Source organism: Chryseobacterium lactis, from assembly GCF_003815875.1.
Classification (GTDB): Bacteria; Bacteroidota; Bacteroidia; order Flavobacteriales; family Weeksellaceae; genus Chryseobacterium; species Chryseobacterium lactis.
On sequence record NZ_CP033924.1, the window covers coordinates 2,699,714 to 2,724,443 of the forward strand.

Consider the following 24,730-nt stretch of genomic DNA (forward strand, 5'->3'; position numbering starts at 1 on the left):
TTTATTTTATTCGGATCTATTAAAAAATGATAAATCCCGCTGATGAACCATTCGCATTCAAAGATCTTCACTCCCAAACTTTCTCACACTCAAACTCTCAAACTCCACTCCCGAACTGCTCAATTTTATTCCTATTTTATTATCTTTGTTCATTATAGAAAATATGGACGCAACACAAGATAAAAGGCTCTTTCTCATCGATGCTTATGCGATGATCTTCAGAGGATATTACGCATTGATCAGAAACCCGAGACTTACCAGCAAAGGATTGGACACTTCTGCTATTTTTGGGTTTACCAACTCTTTGATTGAATTAATCAGAAGAGAAAAACCTACTCATTTAGCGGTTGTTTTTGATGTTGGACAGGCAAGCGTAAGAACTGATGATTATTCAGAATATAAAGCCAACAGAAGTGAAACCCCTGAAGCTATCAAAATTGCTGTTCCATACATTCACAAAATTTTGCAGGCGATGCATATTCCGATTTTAGGAGTGGAAGGTTATGAAGCAGATGACGTGATAGGAACTATAGCCTGCAAGGCAGAAAAGGAAGGCTACACCACATTTATGGTAACTCCCGATAAAGACTTTGCACAGCTGGTTACCGACAAAATCAAAATCTATAAACCAGGCTTAAAAGGTGGGGATATAGAAATCTTGGGGGTAGATGAGGTTAAAGCAAAATATGAAATCGAAGATCCTAAACAGGTTATTGATTTCCTTGCAATGATGGGAGATGCAGTGGATAATATTCCCGGACTGGAAGGTGTAGGAGAGAAAACGGCGATGAAGTTCCTTAAAGAATTCGGTAATATTGAAACCTTACTGGCCAACACAGATAAACTGAAAGGGAAACTGAAAGAGAAAGTGGAAGCTTCAGCGGAACGTGGAATTTTGTCCAAAAAATTGGCAACCATTATTTGTGATGTTCCCGTAGAATTCCATCAGGAACAATATGATCTTGAAACTCCCGATTTTGAAAAAGTAAAAGAAGTCTTTGATGAAATTGAATTCAGAAGATTGTATGAAAACCTGTACAGAGCTTTTGCACCTGCACCAACGGAAACCCTTGTGGTAAGTGAGGTGGAGGTAAAACAAACTCCAACAGGTACTGAAGTGAAAGGACAGGTGATGCAGCTTGATCTTTTTGCCAATTTCGAAGAACTGGATCAGGCGACTTCAACAAAATCTTCAATTGACCATAATGATCACCTATACCAGTTTATCAACAACCCGAAAGCTCAGAAAAAGCTGGTTGATAACCTGCTGCAACAAAAAGTAGTTTGTTTTGATACAGAAACGACTTCATTAAACGAGTTGGAAGCAGAACTGGTGGGAATGAGTTTTTCTTATAAAAAAGGACTTGCCTACTACATCCCATTGTCGGAAGACAGGGGCGAAGTCTTGCAAACGCTTGAAATTTTCAGACCCTTTTTCGAGAAAGAAGAGGTTTTGAAAGTAGCTCATAACTTAAAATTCGATTATAAAATTTTAAAACAATATGACATCACTGTAAAAGGTGCAATGTTTGACACGATGATTGCCCATTACCTGTTGAATCCGGACGGAAGACACGGTATGGATTATCTTTCAGAAGTATATTTGAATTACAAACCGGTTTCCATTGAAACAATCATTGGAAAAAAAGGAAAAAATCAGGGAACTTTCAGAGATGCTGATCTTAGAACGCAGACAGATTACGCTGCAGAGGATGCAGATGTTACTTTCCAGTTGTATGAATTATTTGCTCCCCAGTTGAAAAAAGAAAATCTGGAGGAACTTTTCTACAATATCGAAATGCCTCTGATGGAAGTATTGGCAAAAATGGAACTGGCAGGAATTTCCCTTGACGAAAAATGGCTGGCACAGGAGAGTGTAGACCTGGAAAATGATCTCAGACAATTGGAATCCAAGATTTTTGAACTATCAGGTGAAGAATTCAATATGAACTCTCCAAAGCAATTGGGAGAAATTTTGTTTGAAAAAATGCAGCTTGATCCCAAAGCAAAAAAGACAAAAACCGGGCAATATGCAACCTCAGAAGATGTACTCCAGAAACTCTCTTCAAAACATGAGATTATCGCCCATATTCTAGAATACAGAACTTATCAGAAATTAAAATCAACCTATGTGGACGCTTTGCCTTCACAGATTGCTAAAGAAGATAACAGAGTACATACCAACTTCTCACAAACGACGGCGGCAACGGGTCGTTTGGCCAGTGTGAATCCTAACCTGCAGAACATTCCGATCAGAACATTAAGAGGACAGCAGATTCGTGGAGCCTTTGTTTCAGGAGAAGGAAAAAAGATTATCTCTGCCGATTACTCCCAGATTGAACTTCGTCTTATTGCAGAAATTTCAGGCGAGGACAATATGATAAAGGCTTTCCAGGATGGAGAAGATATTCACGCTTCTACCGCTGCGAAACTGTTTAAAATCCCGTTGGAGGAAGTTTCCAAAACACAGCGAAGCCAGGCTAAAACTGTAAACTTTGGAATTATCTACGGACAAGGTGCTTTTGCGTTAGCAGAGCAAACCGGGTTATCCCGTACGGAAGCCAAGCAGATGATCGAAGCCTATTTTGAAACCTATCCAAAATTAAAGGAATATATGGCTGAGCAGGTTAGCAAAGCCCGTCAGGTAGGATATGTGGAAACTATTTTAGGAAGAAAACGTCATTTAAAAGATATCAATTCCAATAACTTCGTAGTACGAGGTCATGCGGAAAGGAATGCGGTAAACGCTCCTGTACAGGGAAGTGCTGCTGATGTCGTGAAATTGGCGATGATTAAAATAAACCGTGAATTGGAAGAACAACAATTGAAAACAAAAATGTTACTTCAGGTACATGACGAATTGGTGTTTGAATCTCCTGCTGACGAAATTGAAGCGGCTTCAGCATTAATTAAAAAAGAAATGGAAAGTGCTTTAAAAACACAAGTTCCGTTACTGGTAGAGATTGGAGTTGGTGACAACTGGTTAGAAGCACATTAATTTTTATCGTATAATGATAAATTAAACAAAGGTGAGTCACTTAGACTCACCTTTGTTTTTTAGTTATATGAAGTAATAATTTGACTTTCATCAAAATAAAAGCATGATGCGTCATAATCATGCCAACAGGCCTGATAATTGGGACCATGTCCGTAATTTGAAGTATTTACATTATCGGGTTTACCTCTCATATAGACCAACATGTCGTAATGCATTCCTATCCATATTTTATGTTGAGAAATGCTAACACAATCTTCTTTTGACCATTCGGGATGTTTTTTATGAATTTTCCCTGCTTTGGTTTTTGAGAACTTTTCATCCTCAATTTTTTGTTGATTATCTATACTGTCAATTCGGGCTTTATTTTTAATGCTGTCTTCCTTTGATAATTGAGTCACCGAGTTTGTACTAAAATCAGACTCATCCTTTGTTTTAGAACAAGTTTTAATTAAAAATACCATGAAAAGTAAGCCTATAAATAACATCACAATGCCACATCCGTTATTTTGTTTTTTGGGAGTTTGAGGAGAGGGAATCGTTGAGGTTTGCTTTGTTGAATGATCTTTGAGTAAATAATCACACTCGGCACAAAAAATATCAGTAGAATTTACCTGATTCTGACATTGGGGACATTTAGTTAATGACATAATTATAATTTTTTTATGTGCAAAAATATTTTTAACATAAAAAAATTACTTACGGTTTACCATAATCTGATCATTAATTTTTATTTTTTTGAAATACGTTTCTATAATTCAACAGTAAAATACAGACAGATCCAAGAAGAATAACCGGGAAAAGCGACAGAGTAATCGTATAGTACATTTCTGAACGAAGGTCATAAGTGCTCCAGGAAGATTCTCTATCCACGAAAATAGAGTAGTTCCAGAAAAACCAAAGGATAACAAGCAGTAAGAACTCAATAATAGCCTTTATAAAAAACTTTTTGACCTTATATAATAATGCAAAGACAACAGACAGAAATATTCCTGTAAAAAACGCCATCATTAAGGCATCTTCCAAAAAGCTACAGGTCATACAACCACTTGAAATCTGGTTGGAAAGCGCTCCCATAGACCAGTAGATTTCTACCAAGGTGATCATGAAGATAATGAGTATGCTGATGGAGATCCTCTTTAAAAAGGAAATTAGTTTAGGATATTTTGATTCTGTGCTATTCAAGGTATTGCTTCTAAGGATTGATATGGTAATCTTAGATTTGTAGAAGTATTCATAAAGAAAAATACCTTGTTTTAATTGAAATATTGAAACAAGGTATTTTAAAACCTATATTTTTTGATGATGATTATACTGCAAACTCAATCTCACCAACATAATACAGCTTGTTTTCCTCTCCATCCACAGAAACAGGATTTGGGATCACAAATCTGCTGGCGAAAATAATAGCATTTACAGGGGTATCAAGACTCATTTCATTAAGCTTTTGTTCCAGAATAGGAAGCCATTCATCCGCATACGAATATTCTGAAAATTTTTCATAAAGCCCCAGTCTTTCGTCTTCAAAACCGTATTCTATAAAATCATCATCAAACCATTTAATGTTTTGTGATTCGGCAAATTTTGAAACATATTGATCATCTGTTTCCTCTTCCATATAATAACTTTCATCCTCTTCTACAAAGTCATAAAAGTCCTCTTCATTTTTAAAATACCCTAACCAGAAGTGGGAAATTTCTTTATCCATGGGAAAATATATTGATTGTTTTAATTTTTTATGTATTGGTTTTCTATGCCAATACCTATTGAAAGTGTAATATTACGAAAGTTTTTTAGGCAAATAAAATCTTCAGGGCAGAAACAAAGTGTAACAATCGAAATGAATGGTAAATTTTTTATTGTAATTTTATTCTAAGCTTAAATTTTAAAAAAATGGAATTTCTTCAGGATCACTATACCGTTAAAAATGAACTGGTATTGATATTTATTTCTGTTATTCTCGGGCTGCTTATTGGTGCAGAACGGGAGTATCGCAATAAATCGGCAGGTCTTCGGACTTTTATCTTAGTTTGTTTTGGTTCGTGCCTGTTTACCATTCTGTCTATCAAAATTGGTGTGGCCAACCCGGATCGTCTCGCTGCCAATATCATTACCGGAATAGGATTTCTTGGAGCAGGAGTAATTTTTAAAGGAGAAAATAAAATTGAAGGAATTACCACTGCCACCACCATCTGGGCTACCGCATCTATCGGAATGGCCATAGGTTCCGGATACGTCTATTTTTCGTTGTTGGGAACTGCTCTGGTTCTTATTGTATTGAGTGCTCTTACCTATCTTCAGAGTTTTATAGACAATTACCATAAAATCAGAGAATATAGAATTACCGTCATTGCTGCGGTAGATGTGAAGCACTGCGAGGACATTTTTAAAAAATACCACTTACAATACATGAAGATCAAGCAGCAGTATACGCAGGGGAATTTAACCGTTACCTGGAGGCTTACCGGAAATAATACCCATCATGAAGAGTTGATGAAAAATCTTGTAGACGATCCTAAAATTATCGCTTACCAATTTTAAAATAATGCAAAAAAATAAGGACCGAAGCCCTTATTTTTATTTTTTCTTAAATATATATAAGTCCTTGTTGGGACCTGTAATTTCTTTTCCTTCCATATCCAGCTGGTAAAGGGCGTTTTCACCTACTTTATATTTGTAGTTGGCTGTTTTCCCTTTTAAAGTAATAATACTTCCTGTAGCATCCCATGTAAAAGATCCTTTATCCTGGTTCTTCGAATTTCGGTCGATATACTCTTCACTGATGCTGAATGTCTTATCATTATTCAATGTTAAAGACGTTTTTATTCCCGGGCAGTCTGCACAAGGAACTACCGCTTCGTAGGTACCATTCCAGTCTACTGCATTTTCAGAAGTATCACCGATAACACTGGTTACAGGATGGGCTGCACTGTCTGTAGTTGCAGGCTGCACTGAAGTCGTTGTAGAATCTGTTGCAGCACCCGTCGTTTCAGTAGTTTTTTCTTTTTTGGAACACGAGGCAAGTAATAAAGCCGCTCCCATTCCTGCTATAAACATTTTGTTTTTCATCGTAATAAATTTAAGTATGTTTTTTAATTTGAATGACTAGCTAGGAACAAAAACCGAGCCATGCAGCGAATAGAAAATGCCAATGTGAGATTTTAAGATCTATAATTTGAAACTTGAAATCCGTGGCAGGCAAATTTATAGCAATTAACAACTCTATTCTTGTTTTAAATTTTCAACCCTTTTTATAAAGTCTATTCTTATTTTTCTTCGTAAATTCGGGCAAAATTTTGATTATGACAAAAAAGATACTTTTATCCGTATTTCTTTTGCCGGCAGCAATGGCATTTGCACAACAATATGGAGGAATGTGGATTCCTACAGAGCTGAATGAAAAGGAAATGAAGGATTTGGGAATGAAGATTTCTGCCAAAGACATTTTCAACACTCAGAAACCGAGCATAAAAGATGCAGTAGTACAATTTAATGGTGGATGTACCGCAGAGATTATTTCACCAAAAGGTCTGCTATTAACGAATCACCACTGTGGTTTTGGCCAGATTCAGGCACACTCTACAGTGCAAAATGACCTTCTTTCAAATGGATTCTGGGCGAAGAATATCAATGGAGAACTTCCTAATCCGGGTGTAAAAGTAGACTTTATTGTAGATATAAAAGAAGTTACCAATCAGGTACTGGAAGGTACAGACAACCTTACAGAACCTGAGTTGACGAAAAAGATCAACAACAATATCGAGGTATACAAAAACTCTCAGAAAATTGAATCTTACCAATCGATCCTCGTAAAGCCGATGTATTATGGAAACAAGTATTATGCATACACGATCGAGACTTATAAAGATATCCGTTTGGTAGGGGCTCCGCCTCAAAGTATCGGTAAATTCGGTAGTGATACAGACAACTGGGTTTGGCCAAGACATACAGGAGATTTCTCGATGTTCAGAATCTATGCAGGGAAAGACAATAAACCGGCAGAATATTCAAAAGACAACGTGCCTTACGTTCCAAAACATTACTTACCGGTTTCCATAAAAGATAAAAATGAAAATGATTTCACTTTTGTATTCGGATTCCCGGGAAGAACTACAGAATATCTTCCTGCTGTAGCGGTGGATAAAATCATGAAAGAGATAGATCCTGCAAGAATTGCTGTACGTGATGTAGCGTTAAAAACATTGGACGAAAAAATGCGTGCAGACAATGAAACACGTATCAAATATGCTTCTAAATACGCTTCAGTAGCCAATTACTGGAAAAAATGGATCGGTGAAGTAGAAGGGTTGAAAAAATCCAATGCCGTTGAAAAGAAAATAATGTACGAAGGTTCTTTGGTAGCTAAAAACTCGCAGATTAAGACGACTTTAGATCAGTTGAACAAATTGTACAACGATCAGGCTCCTTTTGCTTTAAATAATGCCTATTACACTGAGGTCATCAGAAATGCTGAAACATTAAAGTTAGCAGGTGATTATTATGATTTTGTAACTTCTGTAGAAGCAGGCAGAATGGATGAGAAGGAACTTTCAAAATTGAAAACGAAATTAACTTCTTTCTACAAAGATTACAGTGCAGAATTGGATGCTAAAGTAACAGCAAAATTATTGGCTCTCTATGTCAATAAAACAGCTCCACAGTTTTTACCGGCAGGTTTCAACAAATATAAAGATGAAAATGCAAATATTCCTGTAGTAGAGGATATGTCTAAAAATTCCATCATTACCGGAAGAACCGCTGTAAACAGTGCTGCATTAACTACCGATATTGATAAAGCATTTTCTAATCAGGATAAACTGATTAAAACACTGAAGAAAGATCCTATCTATCAATTATATGTTACCATGAGAGAAACATATATGAAAACTGCGGATCCTCAATACTCTTCACTTCAGGCAAAAATTGATGCCCTGCAGAAGAAATTTATGGCTCAGCAGATGGAAACGGATAAAGACAGAAAATTCTTCCCGGATGCCAACTCAACGCTTCGTGTAACCTATGGAAAAGTGAAAGGTTCTGAACCAAGAGATGCCGTTTCTTACGGATATCAGACGCACCTTGCAGGAGTAATGGAAAAATATGTCCCTGGAGACTATGAATTTGATGTTCCAAAAAAACTGATTGATCTTTACAACAAAAAAGATTTTGGAAATTATAAAGATAAAACCGGTGATGTTCCTGTAGGATTTACTGCAACCAACCACACAACAGGAGGAAACTCCGGAAGTCCGGCACTTGATGCGAACGGAAATCTGGTAGGCCTGAACTTCGACAGACAGTGGGAGGGAACGATGAGTGATATCAATTATGACCCTCGCTTCAGCAGAAACATTATGGTAGATACCAAATATATCCTTTTCATCATTGATAAATTTGCTGATTCAAAGTGGATTGTTGATGAGATGAAGATTGTAAAATAAACTTTAAAAGTTATACCTTTAAGAATCTATTTAAATTTATTTTGAATAGATTCTTTTTATTTTAACAGGATGAAAGACAGAATCATCAATTTGCTGGCAGCCTTTGAAACAGATCATATCGGGAAATCATTTCCGCTAGATTACTGCCTGCCGCTTTATCATAGTGTTTCTGATAAAGATCTTCCACACATCAAACATGTAATTGATTATAAAAGTACAAAGCAGTTTGAAGAAGACCTGGACTGTTTTTCAAAACATTTTCAATTTGTAAACTGGGAAGAGTTCAAAGATTTTACTTCCGGGAATTTTAAACCAAAGAAAAAGATTGCCCTTCTTACTTTTGATGATGGGTTTGGCGAATTTTACCACACAATAGCTCCTATTTTAGAACGTAAGGGAATTTATGCCTGTAACTTTGTAAATCCTGCATTCATAGACAATAAAGATATGATGTTCCGGTGTAAGGAAAGCCTTCTTGTGGACGCCATTCAGAAAGTCAAGACCATCAATCCGGAAGTATATCGGTTATTATCTCTTGAAAATACGGTAACAAATGAAACTTTACAAAAACATATTTTAAAAATAAAGTATCAGGAAAAAGAGATTCTGGAACAGCTTGCTGAAAAGCTTATGGTTGATTTTAAAGCATACTCAAAAGAGCATAGTCCGTATTTAAGCACGGAAGAATTAAAAAAACTGACCGATAAAGGTTTCGGGATATCCTCTCACAGCTGGGATCATCCAAAATATAAAGATTTATCTTTGAAACAGCAGATGGAAACCACGGACAAAACTTTTACCTATTTAAAAGAAAATAATTTTCTATATGAAAGCTTTGCGTTTCCTTTCACGGATTTTGGGGTTAAAAGAGACTTTTTTAATGAGCTTTTTAAAAATGAAGAAATATACTGTAGTTTTGGATGTGCTGGGGTGAAACTCGATAGCGTTAAAAGAAATTTTCAACGAATTCCAATGGAAATGGGTGAAAGTGCAGAAACAATATTGAAAAAAGAAATTGCCTATTTTAAACTGAAAAAACTGATCCATAAAAATACCATTGAACGGGAATGACAGAGCTGAAGACATTCAATAAAAAAGAACTGGAAGAATTCATATCATCCGGTAGTTTTGAGCAGTACGATTTTCTACCTATTACAAGGCATCGGGCGATTTCTCAGATTAATAATCCCAAAGCTTCAGATGAACAGACTCTTCTGATTCTTGCTTTTGATGAAGAAAAACTGATTGGCTACGTCGGTTGCTTTCCCGACTATTTTATCGTTGATGGCGAGAAGATCCGCTATGCGTGGCTCAGCACACTGTATGCAAATCCCGAATTTCGAAAAAAAAGACCGGCAAAAGCATTGTTGAAAAAAGTCTTTGAAGAATATCAGGACCGAATTGTAATCACAGAGTTTACCAGAGAAGCCGAGGCGCTTTATAATATTATGGGCGTTTTTGAATATGTTTTTCCCAAAGAAGGAAAACGATATTACTTCAGAGCTGATGCAGCAGCGATCATTCCGGAGAAAAAACCTAAGACAAAAAAGCTGAAGCCTTTATTTCAAACCCTGGACGTTGTTGCCAATTCATTCATTTCAGTAAAGAATATGATGGTGAGAAAACCGGACTTTCATTATGAGATTCTTAACCATATCGATAAGGAAAGTTCAGATTTTATCAGTGAATTCTCATCCAATCGTACGCCGGAAGAAATCAATACTTTTATAGAACATCCGTGGGTATTGGAAGGGGAGAAGAATGAAAAGTATCTCTTTTCAAGCTATGCAAACGTTTTTAAATACTTCTGGATTAAAATTTTCGACGAAAACAATCAGCTTACCGCATGTGTACTACTGCAGCTTCGGAATGGATATCTTAAAATACCTTATCTCTTTACCCAAACAGGTTTTGAAAGGGTCATTCAATTTTTAAATTATTTTATTACTAAAAATAAGGTGAAAGGTTTCACCTGTTATCAGACTTCGCTTAATGAGGCAATCGGCCATTCGAAGACATTTCCTAAAATTCATGAGCGTGATTTTAAAAGAGAATATCTTTTCCACAAACAGCTATTGAAAGATCTTCCTGAAAATTTTGATCCGCATTACCAGGATGGAGACGGAGATTGTATGATGACCTGATATAATTTTTAGTTGATATTGATACCATAAAAAACCGCTCAACAGTTTCGTTGAGCGGTTTTATTTTTAATGTCCAAAAATATCTTTTAAACTTACTTCTGTAAATGTTCCCATTTTATTCACAGCTTCCATATTCAGGTTTTCTTTTTTACCGATAATGGCAGTATTAAAGTGAACCGGTTTTATTTCCGTTTGATAAAACTGTTTTATATCTTCAAATGACAGACTTTGAATCTGCTCATAGATGTCCTTTCGGAAATCATGATGAATATTGAGTTTCTTTAACCTTAAAGTATTGAAAAATACATTATTTCGGGTAACTCTTGTTGAAGCAATCTGCTTTAAAGCTGCATTTTTTGCATTTTCAAACTGAGTAGGTACTTCCGGAAGTTCTGCCATCAGCTCATTCATGGTATCCACAGCAATCATCAGTTTATCAGGTTGCGTTCCGATGTATGTTGTAATATAATCAGGATGATTCAACTCAGAATTGGCAGCATAGGAAACATAAGCTGAATAGGCAAGACTTTTACTTTCACGAATTTCCTGGAAAACAATAGACGACAATCCTCTTCCAAAATATTCATTAAAAACATTAACCTTTCCAAAATGAAGCGGATTCACCAGATGCCCTTTTCCGATTTTACTCATTTCCATCTGAACCATATCGTAATTGATAAAATACACATTTCCTCCCGTATCCGGTTCAGTATATTTCTTCGGCTCAGGAATCACCAGGCTTTCGGGTTCAGTATACTGACCAATATATTCTTTGAAACCTTCAAAATCTTTTCCGTAAAAGAAGATCTGATAAGGATATTTGAAAAGTTGTTGTATGCGGTCTGTAAAAACTTCAGGTTTAGAATTTTCAAGCTCTTCCTTATAGATCACGTTGGTGAAACGAGAATCTTTTCCCAATTTAGTATAATTGGTCAGAGCCGTCATAATGCGGTTTTTATCTTTCTTAACAGCCTGACGGTTTTCCAGTACAGTACCTACAAACTCGTCGTAAATTTTCTGGTCGGGGATTACATGATACATCCAATGCTGCAAAAGTGAAATTCCCTTTTCAATATTTTCTTCCAGGCCGCTTAATGAGATCAGCAATTGATCGTGGGTAGTTTTAAAATCATTGCTTACGCCAATTTTAAAGAACTCCTTTTTTAAATCTTCGGGAGAAAGATCTTCAGTTCCCAGATATTGAAGCAGTTGAGTTGAAATACCCAAATCTCTGTCATGATCACTTCCAAAAGGAAAAATAAAATATACCTGGGCAAGATCATTGTATTTATTTTTAACAAAGCTTACTCTTTTCCCTTTCACATCATCCGTAGCGATCTCTTTTTGGTAATTGATAAACTCAGGTTGTATATCTTCAGTTTTCTCCAGTATTATTTCACTTAGAAACTCAGACTGGGCTTCACGGTTAATTTTAATAGGGGTAATACCAGGATTTTCAACACGGATCAATCGGTCATTTACTCCTTTTTCTTTATTCACAACCACATAATTTTCTTTAAAGAAAGCATTGGCAAAATCTACCACATCTTCTTTGGTAAAGCTGGCATACTCGTCCATCTCATTCAGTTCCTGTTCCCAGGTTCTTCCTTTTATATAAGTGTCGTAAAGAGTAGTCGCCAGTCCTTCGGCTGTTTCAAGACCTTTCATTCGCTGAAGCTTAAAATCATTGATGATCGCCTGAAGCATCCAGTCCGGAAAATCACCTTTTTTAATAAGCTCAATTTCTCCAAGAATCATTTCTGTAGCTTCCTCCAAAGTCTGTGTTTCCTTAGGAACACCAACGATAGAGAAGTATCCATACTGTTTTAAGCCTACAGAGAATGCCTGTGCCCAAAGCATTTTTTGAGTTTGATTAATGTGAAGATCCAGCAAACCGGCCTCACCTCTGTTACTCAGAATATTAGCAACTACATCAGCAAGCATGGCCTCGCGGGTTCCATAGCTGTCAGTTCTCCAAGCCAGTTGAACTCTCGGTGTCGTCGGGCTTTTTACAGTTCTTTGCACTACTTTAGTAATAGGCTCTTCAATAACCGGTGTCTTTTTAGGAAGCTCTTTATAAGGTAGAGAACCAAAATACTGATCAATCAACTTGATTGTTTCCTCAAAATTAAGATCACCAACCAATACCATTGCATAATTATTAGGAACATAATATTCGTCAAAATACTTATGAATAGCTTTCATCGATGGGTTTTTCAAATGCTCCGGTTTACCTAATGTTGTTTGCTGTCCGTTAGGGTGGGTCGGGAAAAGAGCATCCATTAATTCATAATTAACCAGCCTTGTATCATTATCCTGTGCTCTGTTGAACTCTTCATATACAGATTCCAACTCAGTATGGAAAAGTCGAAGTACAATCTCTGAAAATCTTTCCTTTTCTACTTTGAGCCATTTTTCCAGCTCATTGTTGGGAATATTGTTTTTATAAACCGTCTCATCAAACCAGGTATGCGCATTCGTTCCGCTGGCTCCCAGTGACGAGATTGCTTTATCATATTCATTAGCGATAGCATACTGACTGGCTTCCTGAGAAATCTGGTCTATCTTTTTATAGATTTCTCTCTTTTTTTCAGGATCCTGCTCAGCTTTGTGATCCTCATATAATGCAGAAATCTGCTCAATAAGTTTACTTTCCTTTTCCCAGTTTTGAGTTCCTATCCTGGAAGTTCCCTTAAACATCATGTGCTCAAGATAATGAGCCAGTCCCGTATTATCTGCCGGGTCATTGTTACTTCCTGTTCTTACAGGAATAAAAGTCTGTATTCTGGGAGCATCAAAATTCTGGGCAAGAAAAACCTTTAAGCCATTTTTTAAGGTATAGATTCTTACTTTATTTTCATCGTGATTTACCGTGGTATATTCGTAGTGGTTTAGATCTGTATGAACTGTTTCTTTATATTTTATGTCTATCATATATAAACTCATTTCATTCCTTAGAATCCGGAATGCTGTACAAATGTAAGCAATCAAAAAAAAACCGATCCGTTTTTTATCACTATTACATCTATTATTATAGTTGAAAAGTTGAATCGTCAGAAATAATCACCTCTTTACAAAAGAATAGGGAAGGAGCAATCATTTCATTCATACTCGCGGCTCTCATAATTTTATTTTCAAATCCACAAACCCTTAAACTCTCCAACTCTCTCACTCTCGAACTCACTCTCAAACCCATTCAGGAGCTTCATCCCGCTATCCACTCATACTCCTCGCGCCCGCGCTCTGTCATCCTGAGCGTAGCCGAAGGATCCATCGCTTGCTGCGGGGTACCCGTTGCTATCGGGGCTAGGGGTATAAGTAATGAGTAATAAGTGATAAGTAATAAGTAATGCTGCATTCCCTAATACTACTTGGTTGCTTTATTTTCTTTCAACTCTCTACTTTCCATTCTCCATTTTCAATAATACAAGTTATGATAAGATTAGGGCGACTTCAATTTGTTATCCTCATTATTACTTCCCGATATACACTCTCTTGTGTTATCTCGCAGGGATCCAGACAGCGTTATCTACAATTCTGTCATCTTAATTATGAATGTAGACCTCCATCATCATCAATAGTAACGGGCTTTAGCCCGTTGTACTTTATTTCCAGAACCTGGATCCTTCCAGGATGACAACTATTGGGTTAGATCAAAACAATAGTGACAACAATGAATATAATGCCATATAAACATAAAATAATATTAATAAAGCGTTCCATCATCAATAGGAGTGGGCTTTAGCCCACTCAAATAAATAAATCATATTCCCCTGGCTTTAGCCCAAACGTATTTCAAAATGATTTTTGAAAACTGCACCACATTATATATATGGCATATCTTCCATTACCCATTACCCATTACCCATTACTCATAATAGAAAACTCCCCAGACCCTCATTTTCCCTCCCACTCTCCAACGCTCTGACACTTCCATCTGATCCTTCAAACATTTGTTTAAAATTTTTCTTCTTGCCTACCAGTACTTTACCTTTAAATATTACGAAAAAGTAAATTTTATGTTAAATAAAGTTGCGTGGTATAGATGAAGTTTCTATCTTTGCCCCACTGAAAAACGAAAGATATTCAGTAAGCGCAGAAGGGCTTTTAGATAAGCAGAAACATTAAGATCTACGAAAGAAACGAGACGAAAAAAAACTTTTACTTTTTAATAAAAAAGGTTGCGAGTTAAAATAAAGTTAGTATCTTTGCAGTCCCAATTAAGGGAGCGCAGGAGTAGATAGATTGAGGGTTAGAGAGGAATTAAGGTTACAAAATAAACTTTAAAATTTTCTTCAAAAACATTTGGTCATTAAGAAATAAAGTTTTACTTTTGCACTCGCAAATACGGAGCGCCACTGACAGAAGAGAGTGCTTCGTTGAAAAGCGAAAGACAAGAAGTTCATTGAAATATAATATAACAACCAAGTAAGGAAAAACTAAAGCGTTAAAAAACTTTGAGTGAGTCAGACAAACATACAATGGAGAGTTTGATCCTGGCTCAGGATGAACGCTAGCGGGAGGCCTAACACATGCAAGCCGAGCGGTAGAGATTCTTCGGAATCTTGAGAGCGGCGTACGGGTGCGGAACACGTGTGCAACCTGCCTTTATCTGGGGGATAGCCTTTCGAAAGGAAGATTAATACCCCATAATATATTGAATGGCATCATTTGATATTGAAAACTCCGGTGGATAGAGATGGGCACGCGCAAGATTAGATAGTTGGTGAGGTAACGGCTCACCAAGTCTACGATCTTTAGGGGGCCTGAGAGGGTGATCCCCCACACTGGTACTGAGACACGGACCAGACTCCTACGGGAGGCAGCAGTGAGGAATATTGGACAATGGGTGAGAGCCTGATCCAGCCATCCCGCGTGAAGGACGACGGCCCTATGGGTTGTAAACTTCTTTTGTATAGGGATAAACCTACTCTCGTGAGAGTAGCTGAAGGTACTATACGAATAAGCACCGGCTAACTCCGTGCCAGCAGCCGCGGTAATACGGAGGGTGCAAGCGTTATCCGGATTTATTGGGTTTAAAGGGTCCGTAGGCGGATCTGTAAGTCAGTGGTGAAATCTCACAGCTTAACTGTGAAACTGCCATTGATACTGCAGGTCTTGAGTGTTGTTGAAGTAGCTGGAATAAGTAGTGTAGCGGTGAAATGCATAGATATTACTTAGAACACCAATTGCGAAGGCAGGTTACTAAGCAACAACTGACGCTGATGGACGAAAGCGTGGGGAGCGAACAGGATTAGATACCCTGGTAGTCCACGCCGTAAACGATGCTAACTCGTTTTTGGGCTTTCGGGTTCAGAGACTAAGCGAAAGTGATAAGTTAGCCACCTGGGGAGTACGTTCGCAAGAATGAAACTCAAAGGAATTGACGGGGGCCCGCACAAGCGGTGGATTATGTGGTTTAATTCGATGATACGCGAGGAACCTTACCAAGGCTTAAATGGGAAATGACAGGTTTAGAAATAGACTTTTCTTCGGACATTTTTCAAGGTGCTGCATGGTTGTCGTCAGCTCGTGCCGTGAGGTGTTAGGTTAAGTCCTGCAACGAGCGCAACCCCTGTCACTAGTTGCCATCATTAAGTTGGGGACTCTAGTGAGACTGCCTACGCAAGTAGAGAGGAAGGTGGGGATGACGTCAAATCATCACGGCCCTTACGCCTTGGGCCACACACGTAATACAATGGCCAGTACAGAGGGCAGCTACACAGCGATGTGATGCAAATCTCGAAAGCTGGTCTCAGTTCGGATTGGAGTCTGCAACTCGACTCTATGAAGCTGGAATCGCTAGTAATCGCGCATCAGCCATGGCGCGGTGAATACGTTCCCGGGCCTTGTACACACCGCCCGTCAAGCCATGGAAGTCTGGGGTACCTGAAGTCGGTGACCGTAATAGGAGCTGCCTAGGGTAAAACAGGTAACTAGGGCTAAGTCGTAACAAGGTAGCCGTACCGGAAGGTGCGGCTGGAACATCTCATTTTAGAGCGTCTTTTAGACGATAAACAAAATTAGTATCTTAGGATACAAGTACTTACTTAAAGTAAAGCTTTAGTTTTTTGTTTGGTTGATTATATAAAAAAATACAACACCCACTAGAAATTAGTATTAGGGAAAGAGATTGAGCAATGCAGAGGAAGAAGGAATTACTTATTACTCATCATTCATTACTCATAACAAAGTCTCGTAGCTCAGCTGGTTAGAGCGCTACACTGATAATGTAGAGGTCGGCAGTTCGAGCCTGCCCGAGACTACTAATTTTGAGTACAAGAGTTTTAGAGTATACGAGAATATGAGTTTAATGCTCAAAGGCTCAAACCCTACTACTCCTACACTCGACTAGAGGGGAATTAGCTCAGCTGGCTAGAGCGCCTGCCTTGCACGCAGGAGGTCAAGGGTTCGACTCCCTTATTCTCCACATAGTTACAGTAATGTAACAAGAATAGAAGATATTTATAAAATAAAACACAGGATTTTAGCCGATAGGGGCTAGAGCGTCCCGATTCATCGGGAAGGTCAAGGGTTCGACTCCCTTATTCTCCACAGTTTTGAAAGCTTAATTTAAAAGTTACGGATAGAGCCAAAAACAATATCTGTTCATTAAGCTGACAAGAAGACATTAAGATCATTGACATTAACGGTAAAGACATCACAAAGAGATAACCGAGCACTTTCGAGTGCCGAGTTTATAAAAATATCGATAAATTAAATTTTATCAAAAAATACTGAACTAATTTAATATTAGGAAAGAAATCGTTAAGGGCGTATGGCGGATGCCTAGGCTTTCAGAGGCGACGAAGGACGTGGTAAGCTGCGAAAAGCTGCGGGGATTGGCACACACGAATTGATCCGCAGATGTCCGAATGGGGCAACCCGGCATGTTGAAGACATGTCACTCTAAATTTATTTAGAGAGCAAACCCGGAGAACTGAAACATCTAAGTACCCGGAGGAAAAGAAATCGAAGAGATTCCGTAAGTAGTGGCGAGCGAAAGCGGATTAGCCCAAAAGCTGATATATGTTTAATAGAATGTTCTGGAAAGAACGGCCGTAGAGGGTGATAGCCCCGTATATGAAAGGCATATTTGAGTGATAAATGAGTAGGGCGGGACACGTGAAATCCTGTCTGAATATGGGGGGACCATCCTCCAAGGCTAAATACTCCTGAAAGACCGATAGTGAACAAGTACTGTGAAGGAAAGGTGAAAAGCACTTCGAATAGAAGGGTGAAATAGAACCTGAAACCGTACGCCTACAAGCGGTCGGAGCACCTATATGGTGTGACGGCGTGCCTTTTGCATAATGAGCCTACGAGTTAATTTTACTAGCGAGGTTAAGGTATTAAGTACCGGAGCCGGAGCGAAAGCGAGTCTGAATAGGGCGTATAGTTAGTAGGATTAGACGCGAAACCTTGTGATCTACCCATGGGCAGGTTGAAGCTCTGGTAACACAGAGTGGAGGACCGAACCGGTTGACGTTGAAAAGTCTTCGGATGACCTGTGGGTAGGGGTGAAAGGCCAATCAAACTGGGAGATAGCTCGTACTCTCCGAAATGCATTTAGGTGCAGCGTCGTATATAAGTTTATTAGAGGTAGAGCTACTGATTGGATGCGGGGGAGTCAAATCCTACCAATTCCTGACAAACTCCGAATGCTAATAAATGTTCTACGGCAGTGAGGGCATGGGTGCTAAGGTCCATGTCCGAGAGGGAAAGAACCCAGACCAACAGCTAAGGTCCCCAAATATATGTTAAGTTGAAGCAACGCGGTTGGACTGCATTGACAGCTAGGATGTTGGCTTGGAAGCAGCCATTCATTTAAAGAGTGCGTAACAGCTCACTAGTCGAGCGGTCCGGCATGGATAATAATCGGGCATAAACATATTACCGAAGCTATGGATTTGTATCTTAGGGATACATCTGGTAGGAGAGCATTCTATTTGCGCCGAAGCAGTACTGTGAGGTATTGTGGAGCGGATAGAAAAGAAAATGTAGGCATAAGTAACGATAAAGGGGGCGAGAAACCCCCTCACCGAAAGACTAAGGTTTCCTCAGCCATGCTAATCAGCTGAGGGTTAGTCGGGACCTAACGCGAACCCGAAAGGGGTAGTGGATGGACAATGGGTTAATATTCCCATACTTGCTCACACTAAAAAGGGGACGGAGTGCCGTACTTACTGGAGACTGACGGAATAGTCAAGGCCTAGCCTTCGGGCGAAGCTGCTGTAGGGAAAGTGCTTCCAAGAAAAGCCGAAGTGAAGCAACCCGTACCAAAACCGACACAGGTAGTCGAGGAGAGAATCCTAAGGTGCTAGAGTGAATCATGGTTAAGGAACTAGGCAAAATAGTCTCGTAACTTCGGGAGAAGAGACGCCATCAGCAATGGTGGCCGCAGTAAAGAGGCCCAGGCGACTGTTTATCAAAAACACAGGACTCTGCAAAATCGAAAGATGCAGTATAGGGTCTGACACCTGCCCGGTGCTGGAAGGTTAAGGAAGGTGCTTAGGGTTAAACCGAAGGCATTAACTGAAGCCCCAGTAAACGGCGGCCGTAACTATAACGGTCCTAAGGTAGCGAAATTCCTTGTCGGGTAAGTTCCGACCTGCACGAATGGTGTAACGATCTGGGCACTGTCTCAACCATGAGCTCTGTGAAATTGTAGTCTCGGTGAAGATGCCGAGTACCCGCAATGGGACGAAAAGACCCTGTGAACCTTTACTATAACTTCGTATTGACTTTGAGTAAGTAATGTGTAGGATAGGTGGGAGGCTGTGAAGCGGGCACGCTAGTGTTTGTGGAGCCAACGTTGAAATACCACCCTTTACTTACTTGGAGCCTAACTTCCTTTGGGAAGGACATTGCGTGGTGGGTAGTTTGACTGGGGTGGTCGCCTCCAAAAGAGTAACGGAGGCTTTCAAAGGTACCCTCAGCACGCTTGGTAACCGTGCGTAGAGTGTAATGGCATAAGGGTGCTTGACTGTGAGACCTACAAGTCGATCAGGTGCGAAAGCAGGACATAGTGATCCGGTGGTTCCGTATGGAAGGGCCATCGCTCATAGGATAAAAGGTACTCCGGGGATAACAGGCTAGTCTCCCCCAAGAGCTCACATCGACGGGGAGGTTCGGCACCTCGATGTCGGCTCGTCACATCCTGGGGCTGGAGAAGGTCCCAAGGGTTGGGCTGTTCGCCCATTAAAGTGGCACGCGAGCTGGGTTCAGAACGTCGTGAGACAGTTCGGTCTCTATCTATTGCGGGCGTTAGATGTTTGAGAGGGCTTGATTCTAGTACGAGAGGACCGAATTGAACAAACCTCTGGTGTATCAGTTGTACCGCCAGGTGCACTGCTGAGTAGCTACGTTTGGAAGAGATAAGCACTGAAGGCATATAAGTGCGAAACTCGCCTCAAGATGAGACATCTTTTAAGGGTCGTGGGAGATGACCACGTTGATAGGCTATAGGTGTAAAGACAGTAATGTCATAGCCGAGTAGTACTAATTACCCGTAGATTTATAGCCTGATATGGTACTGCGAAAGTGCAGCAAGGTTAGCTCTTTGTGAAAGTTTTTATCGATTAAAATGCAAAAGGCAAACAGCAAAAAGTGATTGGCAAACAAGCCAAGAGCCCTATGCAATAAGCCAGATGCTATATACAACCTTTAGGGTGGTTTTAGCGGTGGGGCTCACCTGTTCCCATTCCGAACACAGAAGTTAAGCCCACCAGCGCCGATGGTACTGCGAAAGCGGGAGAGTAGGCCGCCGCCAGTTTTTATTTTATTTTAAAAGTCTCATACAGTCATGTATGAGACTTTTTTTTGGTATATACCCCTAGGAATAGGTAATGAGCAATGAGTAATGAGTGATAAGTAATGTTGAATTACCATATACCACTGGGTTACTTTATTTTCAATCTTTCAATCCCCAACCTTTTTTCTACTCCCTTCAACTTTCAATTCTTCATTTTCAATAATATAAGTTATGATAAGATTAGGGTGACTTCAATAATTTGTTATCCTCATTATTATTCCCTGATATGCACCTGTTTTGTCATCCTGAAAGGATCTGGACGGTTGAAAAGAGATATGCAGCATTATATTCTAATTAAATAATTGAATAATGCTGCTTGGATCTCTGCGAGATGACAAAGATTGCGGATATGCGTGTAGATAAGGTTTCTAGGTTTTGGCTAAAGCCGATGGAAGGATTGATTATTTGTACAACGGGCTAAACCCGTCGCTATTGATGATGATAACTTATACAGAACCGCAGAATTATGGTAATGCTATTCAGATCTCTACGAGATGGCAAAGATTGTATACGTACCTGTTGATTGTTGAGCCATGATTGCTCATTACTTATTACCCATTACTCATCAAATAGCCCTGATAGCAACGGATACCCCGCAGCAAGCGTTGGATCCGTGGACCAGGTTCAGGATGGCAGCGATAGCGCGAGGAGTATGAGTGGATAGCAGGATCAAGCTCCTGAAAAGAAATGTGTATGAAATTAATTTCCCCTATAAGTGGGTTTTACTGGAATAAAATTGATAAGTTTGTATAAGTTTTCCAAATATAATTACAATGTCAGGAAACATTCTGATCATCGATGATGAGATCAAACTCCTTAAATTATTAGGAATGATCCTTTCCCAAGAAAATTTTAATGTCAAAGAAGCTTCTACAGCACGTTCAGCGATGACGATGTTGGAGCAGTATGATTTCGATGTCGTATTAAGCGATGTCCGACTGCCTGATGCTTTTGGAGTTGAGTTGGTGAAATCTATTAAAACAAAATATCCTCATCTTGAAATCATTCTGATGACAGCATTTGGTAATATTACGGATGCAGTTCAGGCAATGAAGAATGGAGCTTACGATTACCTTGTAAAGGGCGATGATAATGAGAAAATTATTCCTCTGGTATATAAAGCACTGGAAAAGGTAAAAGATAACAGATCCAGGACAGTTACGCAAACTAAATTAAAAGGTTTTGGTGGGATTATTGGGAATTCACCGGCTATCTTACAGTCAAAGAAACTTGCTGAAAAGGTAGCATTAACGGATGCTGCTGTGCTTTTAACGGGTGAGACGGGTACTGGAAAAGAAGTGTTTGCGAGTGCTATTCATGAAGGAAGTGACAGGAAGAAAAATAATTTTGTTGCCATCAATTGTTCTGCATTCAGTAAGGAAATTTTGGAGAGTGAACTTTTTGGACATAAGCAGGGTGCTTTTACCGGTGCTATTAAAGATAAAAAAGGTTTGATTGAGGAAGCTAGCGGAGGAACTTTATTCCTTGATGAAATCGGGGAAATGCCCATAGAACTTCAGGCTAAATTGCTTCGTGTTCTGGAAACCAGGGAGTTTATAAAAATGGGGGAAACCAAAGTTTCTAAATCTGATTTTAGATTGATTGCTGCAACAAACAGAAATCTGGAAGAAGAGATTAAGCAAGGAAACTTCAGGGAAGACCTTTATTTTAGGTTGAATGTATTTGAAATTGCTCTTCCTGCTTTGAGGGAAAGAAAAGAGGATTTGAAAATTCTGGCCAAAAATTTTATTGATTTATTTTCCGATAAATTACATTTGTCATCCATTCAGGTTAATCCGGACTATTACAAAGCACTGGAAAAGAATGACTGGAAGGGAAATATCCGGGAGTTAAGGAATGCTGTTGAAAGAAGTTTGATTCTCATGGAAAATGAAATTCTTGATGCTGAGAGCCTCCCTCATTATTCTGAAAAAGCAGTAGTTGAAAGTGATTCTTTGAGTATTAGATCTCTGGAAAAAATCCATATACAAAAAGTACTGCAGTATACTAAAGGTAACAAAGCTGAAGCAGCCCGGTTATTGGAGATCGGAATAGCCACATTGTACCGTAAACTCGATGAATACGAATTAAAGTAAAACATTTTATCATTTTAATAAAGAGCCTATCATTTTGATAGGCTTTTCTGTTTTTAAGGAGCTTTGTGTCTTGTGTTAATTAATTGTTATTCAATGTGTTGTTGCATTTTTTTCAAGAATGGAATTTCTTTTGGCATATAGTCTTTGAATAAAATATTTAAAAATGACAATTTCAAGAAAAACGTTTAAAAAACGGGAGCATTCAACTTTTAGTCTGCTGATTGTATCGTATGTATTATTAACTATTCTAACCTTATTTGTAAAGATATGATGCTTATAAGTTTGATACTGCTATTTGCAGTGTTGTTTTGGCTTTTATATAAATCAGTTGAATTTTTTGATAGAATATAAGATTATGTGGAGTTTATTTTTCCTTTCAATCCTTGCCTTTGTGTACATCTGTTATGTTTTAATAAAACCTGAAAAATTTTAAATAATCATGAATACAGAGATTTTAGGCATTATAGCCATGTTTGCTATTACATTAGTTATCGGAATATTTTTAGGTAAATATATTGCTAATGTCTATGGATATAAAAAGACTTTTCTGGATCCGGTTTTTCGGCCTATTGAAAAGTTAATCTATACAATATCGGGAATTAATCCCATGCGCCAAATGAATTGGAAGCAGAATATGTATGCCATGCTGGCGATTAATCTGGTCTGGTTCATTATTGGGTTTGTACTTTTGCTTACGCAGGCCTGGCTTCCTTTAAATCCTGACGGAAATCCTAATATGTCGCCCGATCTTGCTTTTAATACAACCATCTCATTTTTGGTGAATTGTAATTTGCAGCATTATTCGGGAGAAACGGGAGTTAGTTATTTAAGCCAGCTTTACCTGATGTTTTTGCAATTCGTGACTGCGGCAACCGGAATGGCTGCAATGGCAGTTCTTTTTAAAGCTTTTAAAGAGAAAACAACTACAGAGCTGGGGAACTTCTATGATTATTTTATAAAATCGATGATCAGAATTCTAGTTCCAATCAGTGTGGTTGTGGCTTTCATCCTTTCTGTAAACGGAACTCCGATGACTTTTGAAGGAAAAGATCATATCACGACTCTTGAAGGACAAAAGATTGATGTTTCGAGAGGACCGGTGGCTGGCTTTGTTGCTATTAAACATTTAGGAACGAACGGAGGTGGTTTCTTCGGTGCCAACTCTGCCCACCCGCTTGAAAATCCCAATTACATAACGAATATGACAGAAATGATTACCCAGATGATCATTCCGTTTGCATTGGTTTTTGCATTAGGTTTTTATTTGAATAAAAGAAAACTTTCGTGGGTGATTTTTACGGTAATGACCGTCGGCTTCCTTGCACTCACAGTTCCCAATATCATCAATGAAACGGGAGGCAATCCTTTGATTACCAAAATGGGAGCAGACAGCAGTCTGGGGGCTATGGAAGGTAAGGAAATTCGTTTTGGAAGTGCAGCATCAGGATATTGGAGTATTGCCACAACGGTGATTTCTACCGGTTCAGTGAACTCAATGCACGACAGTACAATGCCACTTTCCGGAATGAATGAGCTTCTGGCCATGATGATCAACTGTTTCTACGGAGGTTGTGGCGTTGGGATTCTGAATTATTTTATTTTCATCATTCTCGCTGTATTCATCAGTGGTCTCATGGTGGGAAGGACACCGGAATTTATGGGTAAAAAGATTGAAGCAAAAGAAATGAAGATCGCCATGATTGTGGCTTTGTTTCATCCTTTCTTAATACTTGTAGGAACTGCTTTAACGGCTTATCTGCCTGAGTTTGGAGCAAAAACGTTGAATAACCCGGGGTTTCACGGATTTAGTGAAATGTTGTACGAGTTTACTTCTTCTTCCGCCAACAACGGTTCCGGATTTGAAGGGTTGGGAGATAATACACCCTGGTGGAATATCTCAACAGGAATTGTACTTCTGCTATCAAGATTTATTCCAATTATAGGGCCTGTAGCGATTGCAGGACTATTGGCTCAGAAAAAATTCATACCGGAAAGTTCAGGAACCCTGAAAACAGATACGGGAACCTTTGGTTTCATGACATTAGCGGTCATCTTACTTATTGCGGCTCTATCTTTCTTTCCTGCCTTGACATTGGGGCCTATCCCAGAACAAATCCAGTATTTCTCAAAATAAATTGTAAACATTAAGAATTAAAATCAATATTCAACCATTAAGGAAACTGAAGTGTTTAAGGAAGTTAGCCTAAAACTTACTGAAACGTTCACTACATAATATTATC

Annotated in this window: 12 protein-coding genes, 3 tRNA genes and 3 rRNA genes; 13 read left to right on the forward strand and 5 right to left on the reverse strand. The window is 38.8% G+C overall.

The features are described 5' to 3' along the window. Positions 1-163 precede the first annotated feature (163 nt). A complete protein-coding gene (polA, locus tag EG342_RS12035) occupies positions 164-2,998 on the forward strand; it encodes a DNA polymerase I (protein ID WP_103294370.1) in 2,835 nt (944 codons plus the stop codon). A gap of 59 nt (positions 2,999-3,057) precedes the next feature. On the opposite strand, the gene EG342_RS12040 is transcribed toward polA, so the two are convergent. From EG342_RS12040 to EG342_RS12050, 3 genes are all read right to left on the reverse strand, one after another. Continuing rightward, on the reverse strand, positions 3,058-3,645 hold the full coding sequence (locus EG342_RS12040; RefSeq protein WP_103294371.1) for a hypothetical protein: 588 nt from the start codon (positions 3,643-3,645) through the stop codon (positions 3,058-3,060). A gap of 73 nt (positions 3,646-3,718) precedes the next feature. Continuing rightward, the gene (locus EG342_RS12045; RefSeq protein WP_246008780.1) at positions 3,719-4,180 is read right to left on the reverse strand and encodes a hypothetical protein; all 462 of its coding nucleotides are present in this window, start codon (positions 4,178-4,180) and stop codon (positions 3,719-3,721) included. Positions 4,181-4,304: 124 nt separating this feature from the next. After that, entirely contained in the window at positions 4,305-4,703 is a 399-nt protein-coding gene (locus tag EG342_RS12050; protein WP_103294373.1) for an immunity 22 family protein, read from the reverse strand. Positions 4,704-4,888: 185 nt separating this feature from the next. On the opposite strand from EG342_RS12050, the gene EG342_RS12055 reads away from it, so the two are divergent. Beyond that, positions 4,889-5,536: an MgtC/SapB family protein gene (locus EG342_RS12055; RefSeq protein ID WP_103294374.1), complete on the forward strand. Its 648-nt coding sequence runs from the start codon at positions 4,889-4,891 to the stop codon at positions 5,534-5,536. Between the two features lie 36 nt (positions 5,537-5,572). Here the strand turns inward: EG342_RS12055 and EG342_RS12060 are convergent, their stop codons facing one another. Then, complete coding sequence (locus tag EG342_RS12060; RefSeq protein WP_103294375.1) at positions 5,573-6,064, reverse strand: copper resistance protein NlpE; 492 nt, start codon at positions 6,062-6,064, stop codon at positions 5,573-5,575. A 233-nt stretch (positions 6,065-6,297) separates the two neighbouring features. On the opposite strand from EG342_RS12060, the gene EG342_RS12065 reads away from it, so the two are divergent. From EG342_RS12065 to EG342_RS12075, 3 genes are all read left to right on the forward strand, one after another. Continuing rightward, positions 6,298-8,436 carry a S46 family peptidase gene (locus EG342_RS12065; RefSeq protein WP_103294376.1) on the forward strand — a complete coding sequence of 713 codons (2,139 nt, stop codon included), beginning with the start codon at positions 6,298-6,300 and terminating at the stop codon, positions 8,434-8,436. Positions 8,437-8,505: 69 nt separating this feature from the next. Further along, entirely contained in the window at positions 8,506-9,507 is a 1,002-nt protein-coding gene (locus EG342_RS12070) for a polysaccharide deacetylase family protein (protein WP_103294377.1), read from the forward strand. Next, the gene (locus tag EG342_RS12075) at positions 9,504-10,580 is read left to right on the forward strand and encodes a GNAT family N-acetyltransferase (protein ID WP_103294378.1); all 1,077 of its coding nucleotides are present in this window, start codon (positions 9,504-9,506) and stop codon (positions 10,578-10,580) included. Before EG342_RS12070 ends, EG342_RS12075 begins: the two co-directional genes overlap by 4 nt. A 66-nt stretch (positions 10,581-10,646) precedes the next feature. Here EG342_RS12075 and EG342_RS12080 read toward each other — a convergent pair whose 3' ends face one another. Beyond that, on the reverse strand, positions 10,647-13,514 hold the full coding sequence (locus EG342_RS12080; protein ID WP_103294379.1) for a M16 family metallopeptidase: 2,868 nt from the start codon (positions 13,512-13,514) through the stop codon (positions 10,647-10,649). Between the two features lie 1,544 nt (positions 13,515-15,058). Between EG342_RS12080 and EG342_RS12085 the strand changes: the two genes are divergently transcribed. The 8 genes from EG342_RS12085 to kdpA all read left to right on the forward strand — a co-directional run bounded on the left by EG342_RS12085 (position 15,059) and on the right by kdpA (position 24,624). After that, positions 15,059-16,575, forward strand: a 16S ribosomal RNA gene (locus EG342_RS12085). 197 nt (positions 16,576-16,772) lie between these two features. After that, positions 16,773-16,846: transfer RNA gene (locus EG342_RS12090), tRNA-Ile, on the forward strand. 90 nt (positions 16,847-16,936) lie between these two features. Continuing rightward, positions 16,937-17,010 (forward strand) — tRNA-Ala (locus EG342_RS12095). A 52-nt stretch (positions 17,011-17,062) separates the two neighbouring features. Continuing rightward, positions 17,063-17,135 (forward strand) — tRNA-OTHER (locus EG342_RS25160). A 203-nt stretch (positions 17,136-17,338) separates the two neighbouring features. After that, a 23S ribosomal RNA gene (locus tag EG342_RS12100) occupies positions 17,339-20,105 on the forward strand. Between the two features lie 142 nt (positions 20,106-20,247). Then, a 5S ribosomal RNA gene (gene rrf, locus EG342_RS12105) occupies positions 20,248-20,355 on the forward strand. The 16S, 23S and 5S rRNA genes sit together here with 3 tRNA genes alongside, the layout of an rRNA operon. 812 nt (positions 20,356-21,167) lie before the next feature. Then, positions 21,168-22,490: a sigma-54-dependent transcriptional regulator gene (locus EG342_RS12110; protein WP_103293598.1), complete on the forward strand. Its 1,323-nt coding sequence runs from the start codon at positions 21,168-21,170 to the stop codon at positions 22,488-22,490. A gap of 439 nt (positions 22,491-22,929) precedes the next feature. Then, positions 22,930-24,624 carry a potassium-transporting ATPase subunit KdpA gene (gene kdpA, locus EG342_RS12120; RefSeq protein WP_103293597.1) on the forward strand — a complete coding sequence of 565 codons (1,695 nt, stop codon included), beginning with the start codon at positions 22,930-22,932 and terminating at the stop codon, positions 24,622-24,624. Positions 24,625-24,730: the final 106 nt, after the last annotated feature.

What these genes read in the sequence shown, in the direction of transcription:
- EG342_RS12060 (WP_103294375.1), bottom strand. Translation starts at nt 6,064, where the DNA reads ATGAAAAACAAAATGTTTATAGCAGGAATGGGAGCGGCTTTATTACTT.
- EG342_RS12070 (WP_103294377.1), top strand. Translation starts at nt 8,506, where the DNA reads ATGAAAGACAGAATCATCAATTTGCTGGCAGCCTTTGAAACAGATCAT.
- EG342_RS12050 (WP_103294373.1), bottom strand. Translation starts at nt 4,703, where the DNA reads ATGGATAAAGAAATTTCCCACTTCTGGTTAGGGTATTTTAAAAATGAA.
- EG342_RS12080 (WP_103294379.1), bottom strand. Translation starts at nt 13,514, where the DNA reads ATGATAGACATAAAATATAAAGAAACAGTTCATACAGATCTAAACCAC.
- EG342_RS12075 (WP_103294378.1), top strand. Translation starts at nt 9,504, where the DNA reads ATGACAGAGCTGAAGACATTCAATAAAAAAGAACTGGAAGAATTCATA.
- kdpA (WP_103293597.1), top strand. Translation starts at nt 22,930, where the DNA reads ATGAATACAGAGATTTTAGGCATTATAGCCATGTTTGCTATTACATTA.
- EG342_RS12055 (WP_103294374.1), top strand. Translation starts at nt 4,889, where the DNA reads ATGGAATTTCTTCAGGATCACTATACCGTTAAAAATGAACTGGTATTG.
- polA (WP_103294370.1), top strand. Translation starts at nt 164, where the DNA reads ATGGACGCAACACAAGATAAAAGGCTCTTTCTCATCGATGCTTATGCG.
- EG342_RS12065 (WP_103294376.1), top strand. Translation starts at nt 6,298, where the DNA reads ATGACAAAAAAGATACTTTTATCCGTATTTCTTTTGCCGGCAGCAATG.
- EG342_RS12110 (WP_103293598.1), top strand. Translation starts at nt 21,168, where the DNA reads ATGTCAGGAAACATTCTGATCATCGATGATGAGATCAAACTCCTTAAA.
- EG342_RS12040 (WP_103294371.1), bottom strand. Translation starts at nt 3,645, where the DNA reads ATGTCATTAACTAAATGTCCCCAATGTCAGAATCAGGTAAATTCTACT.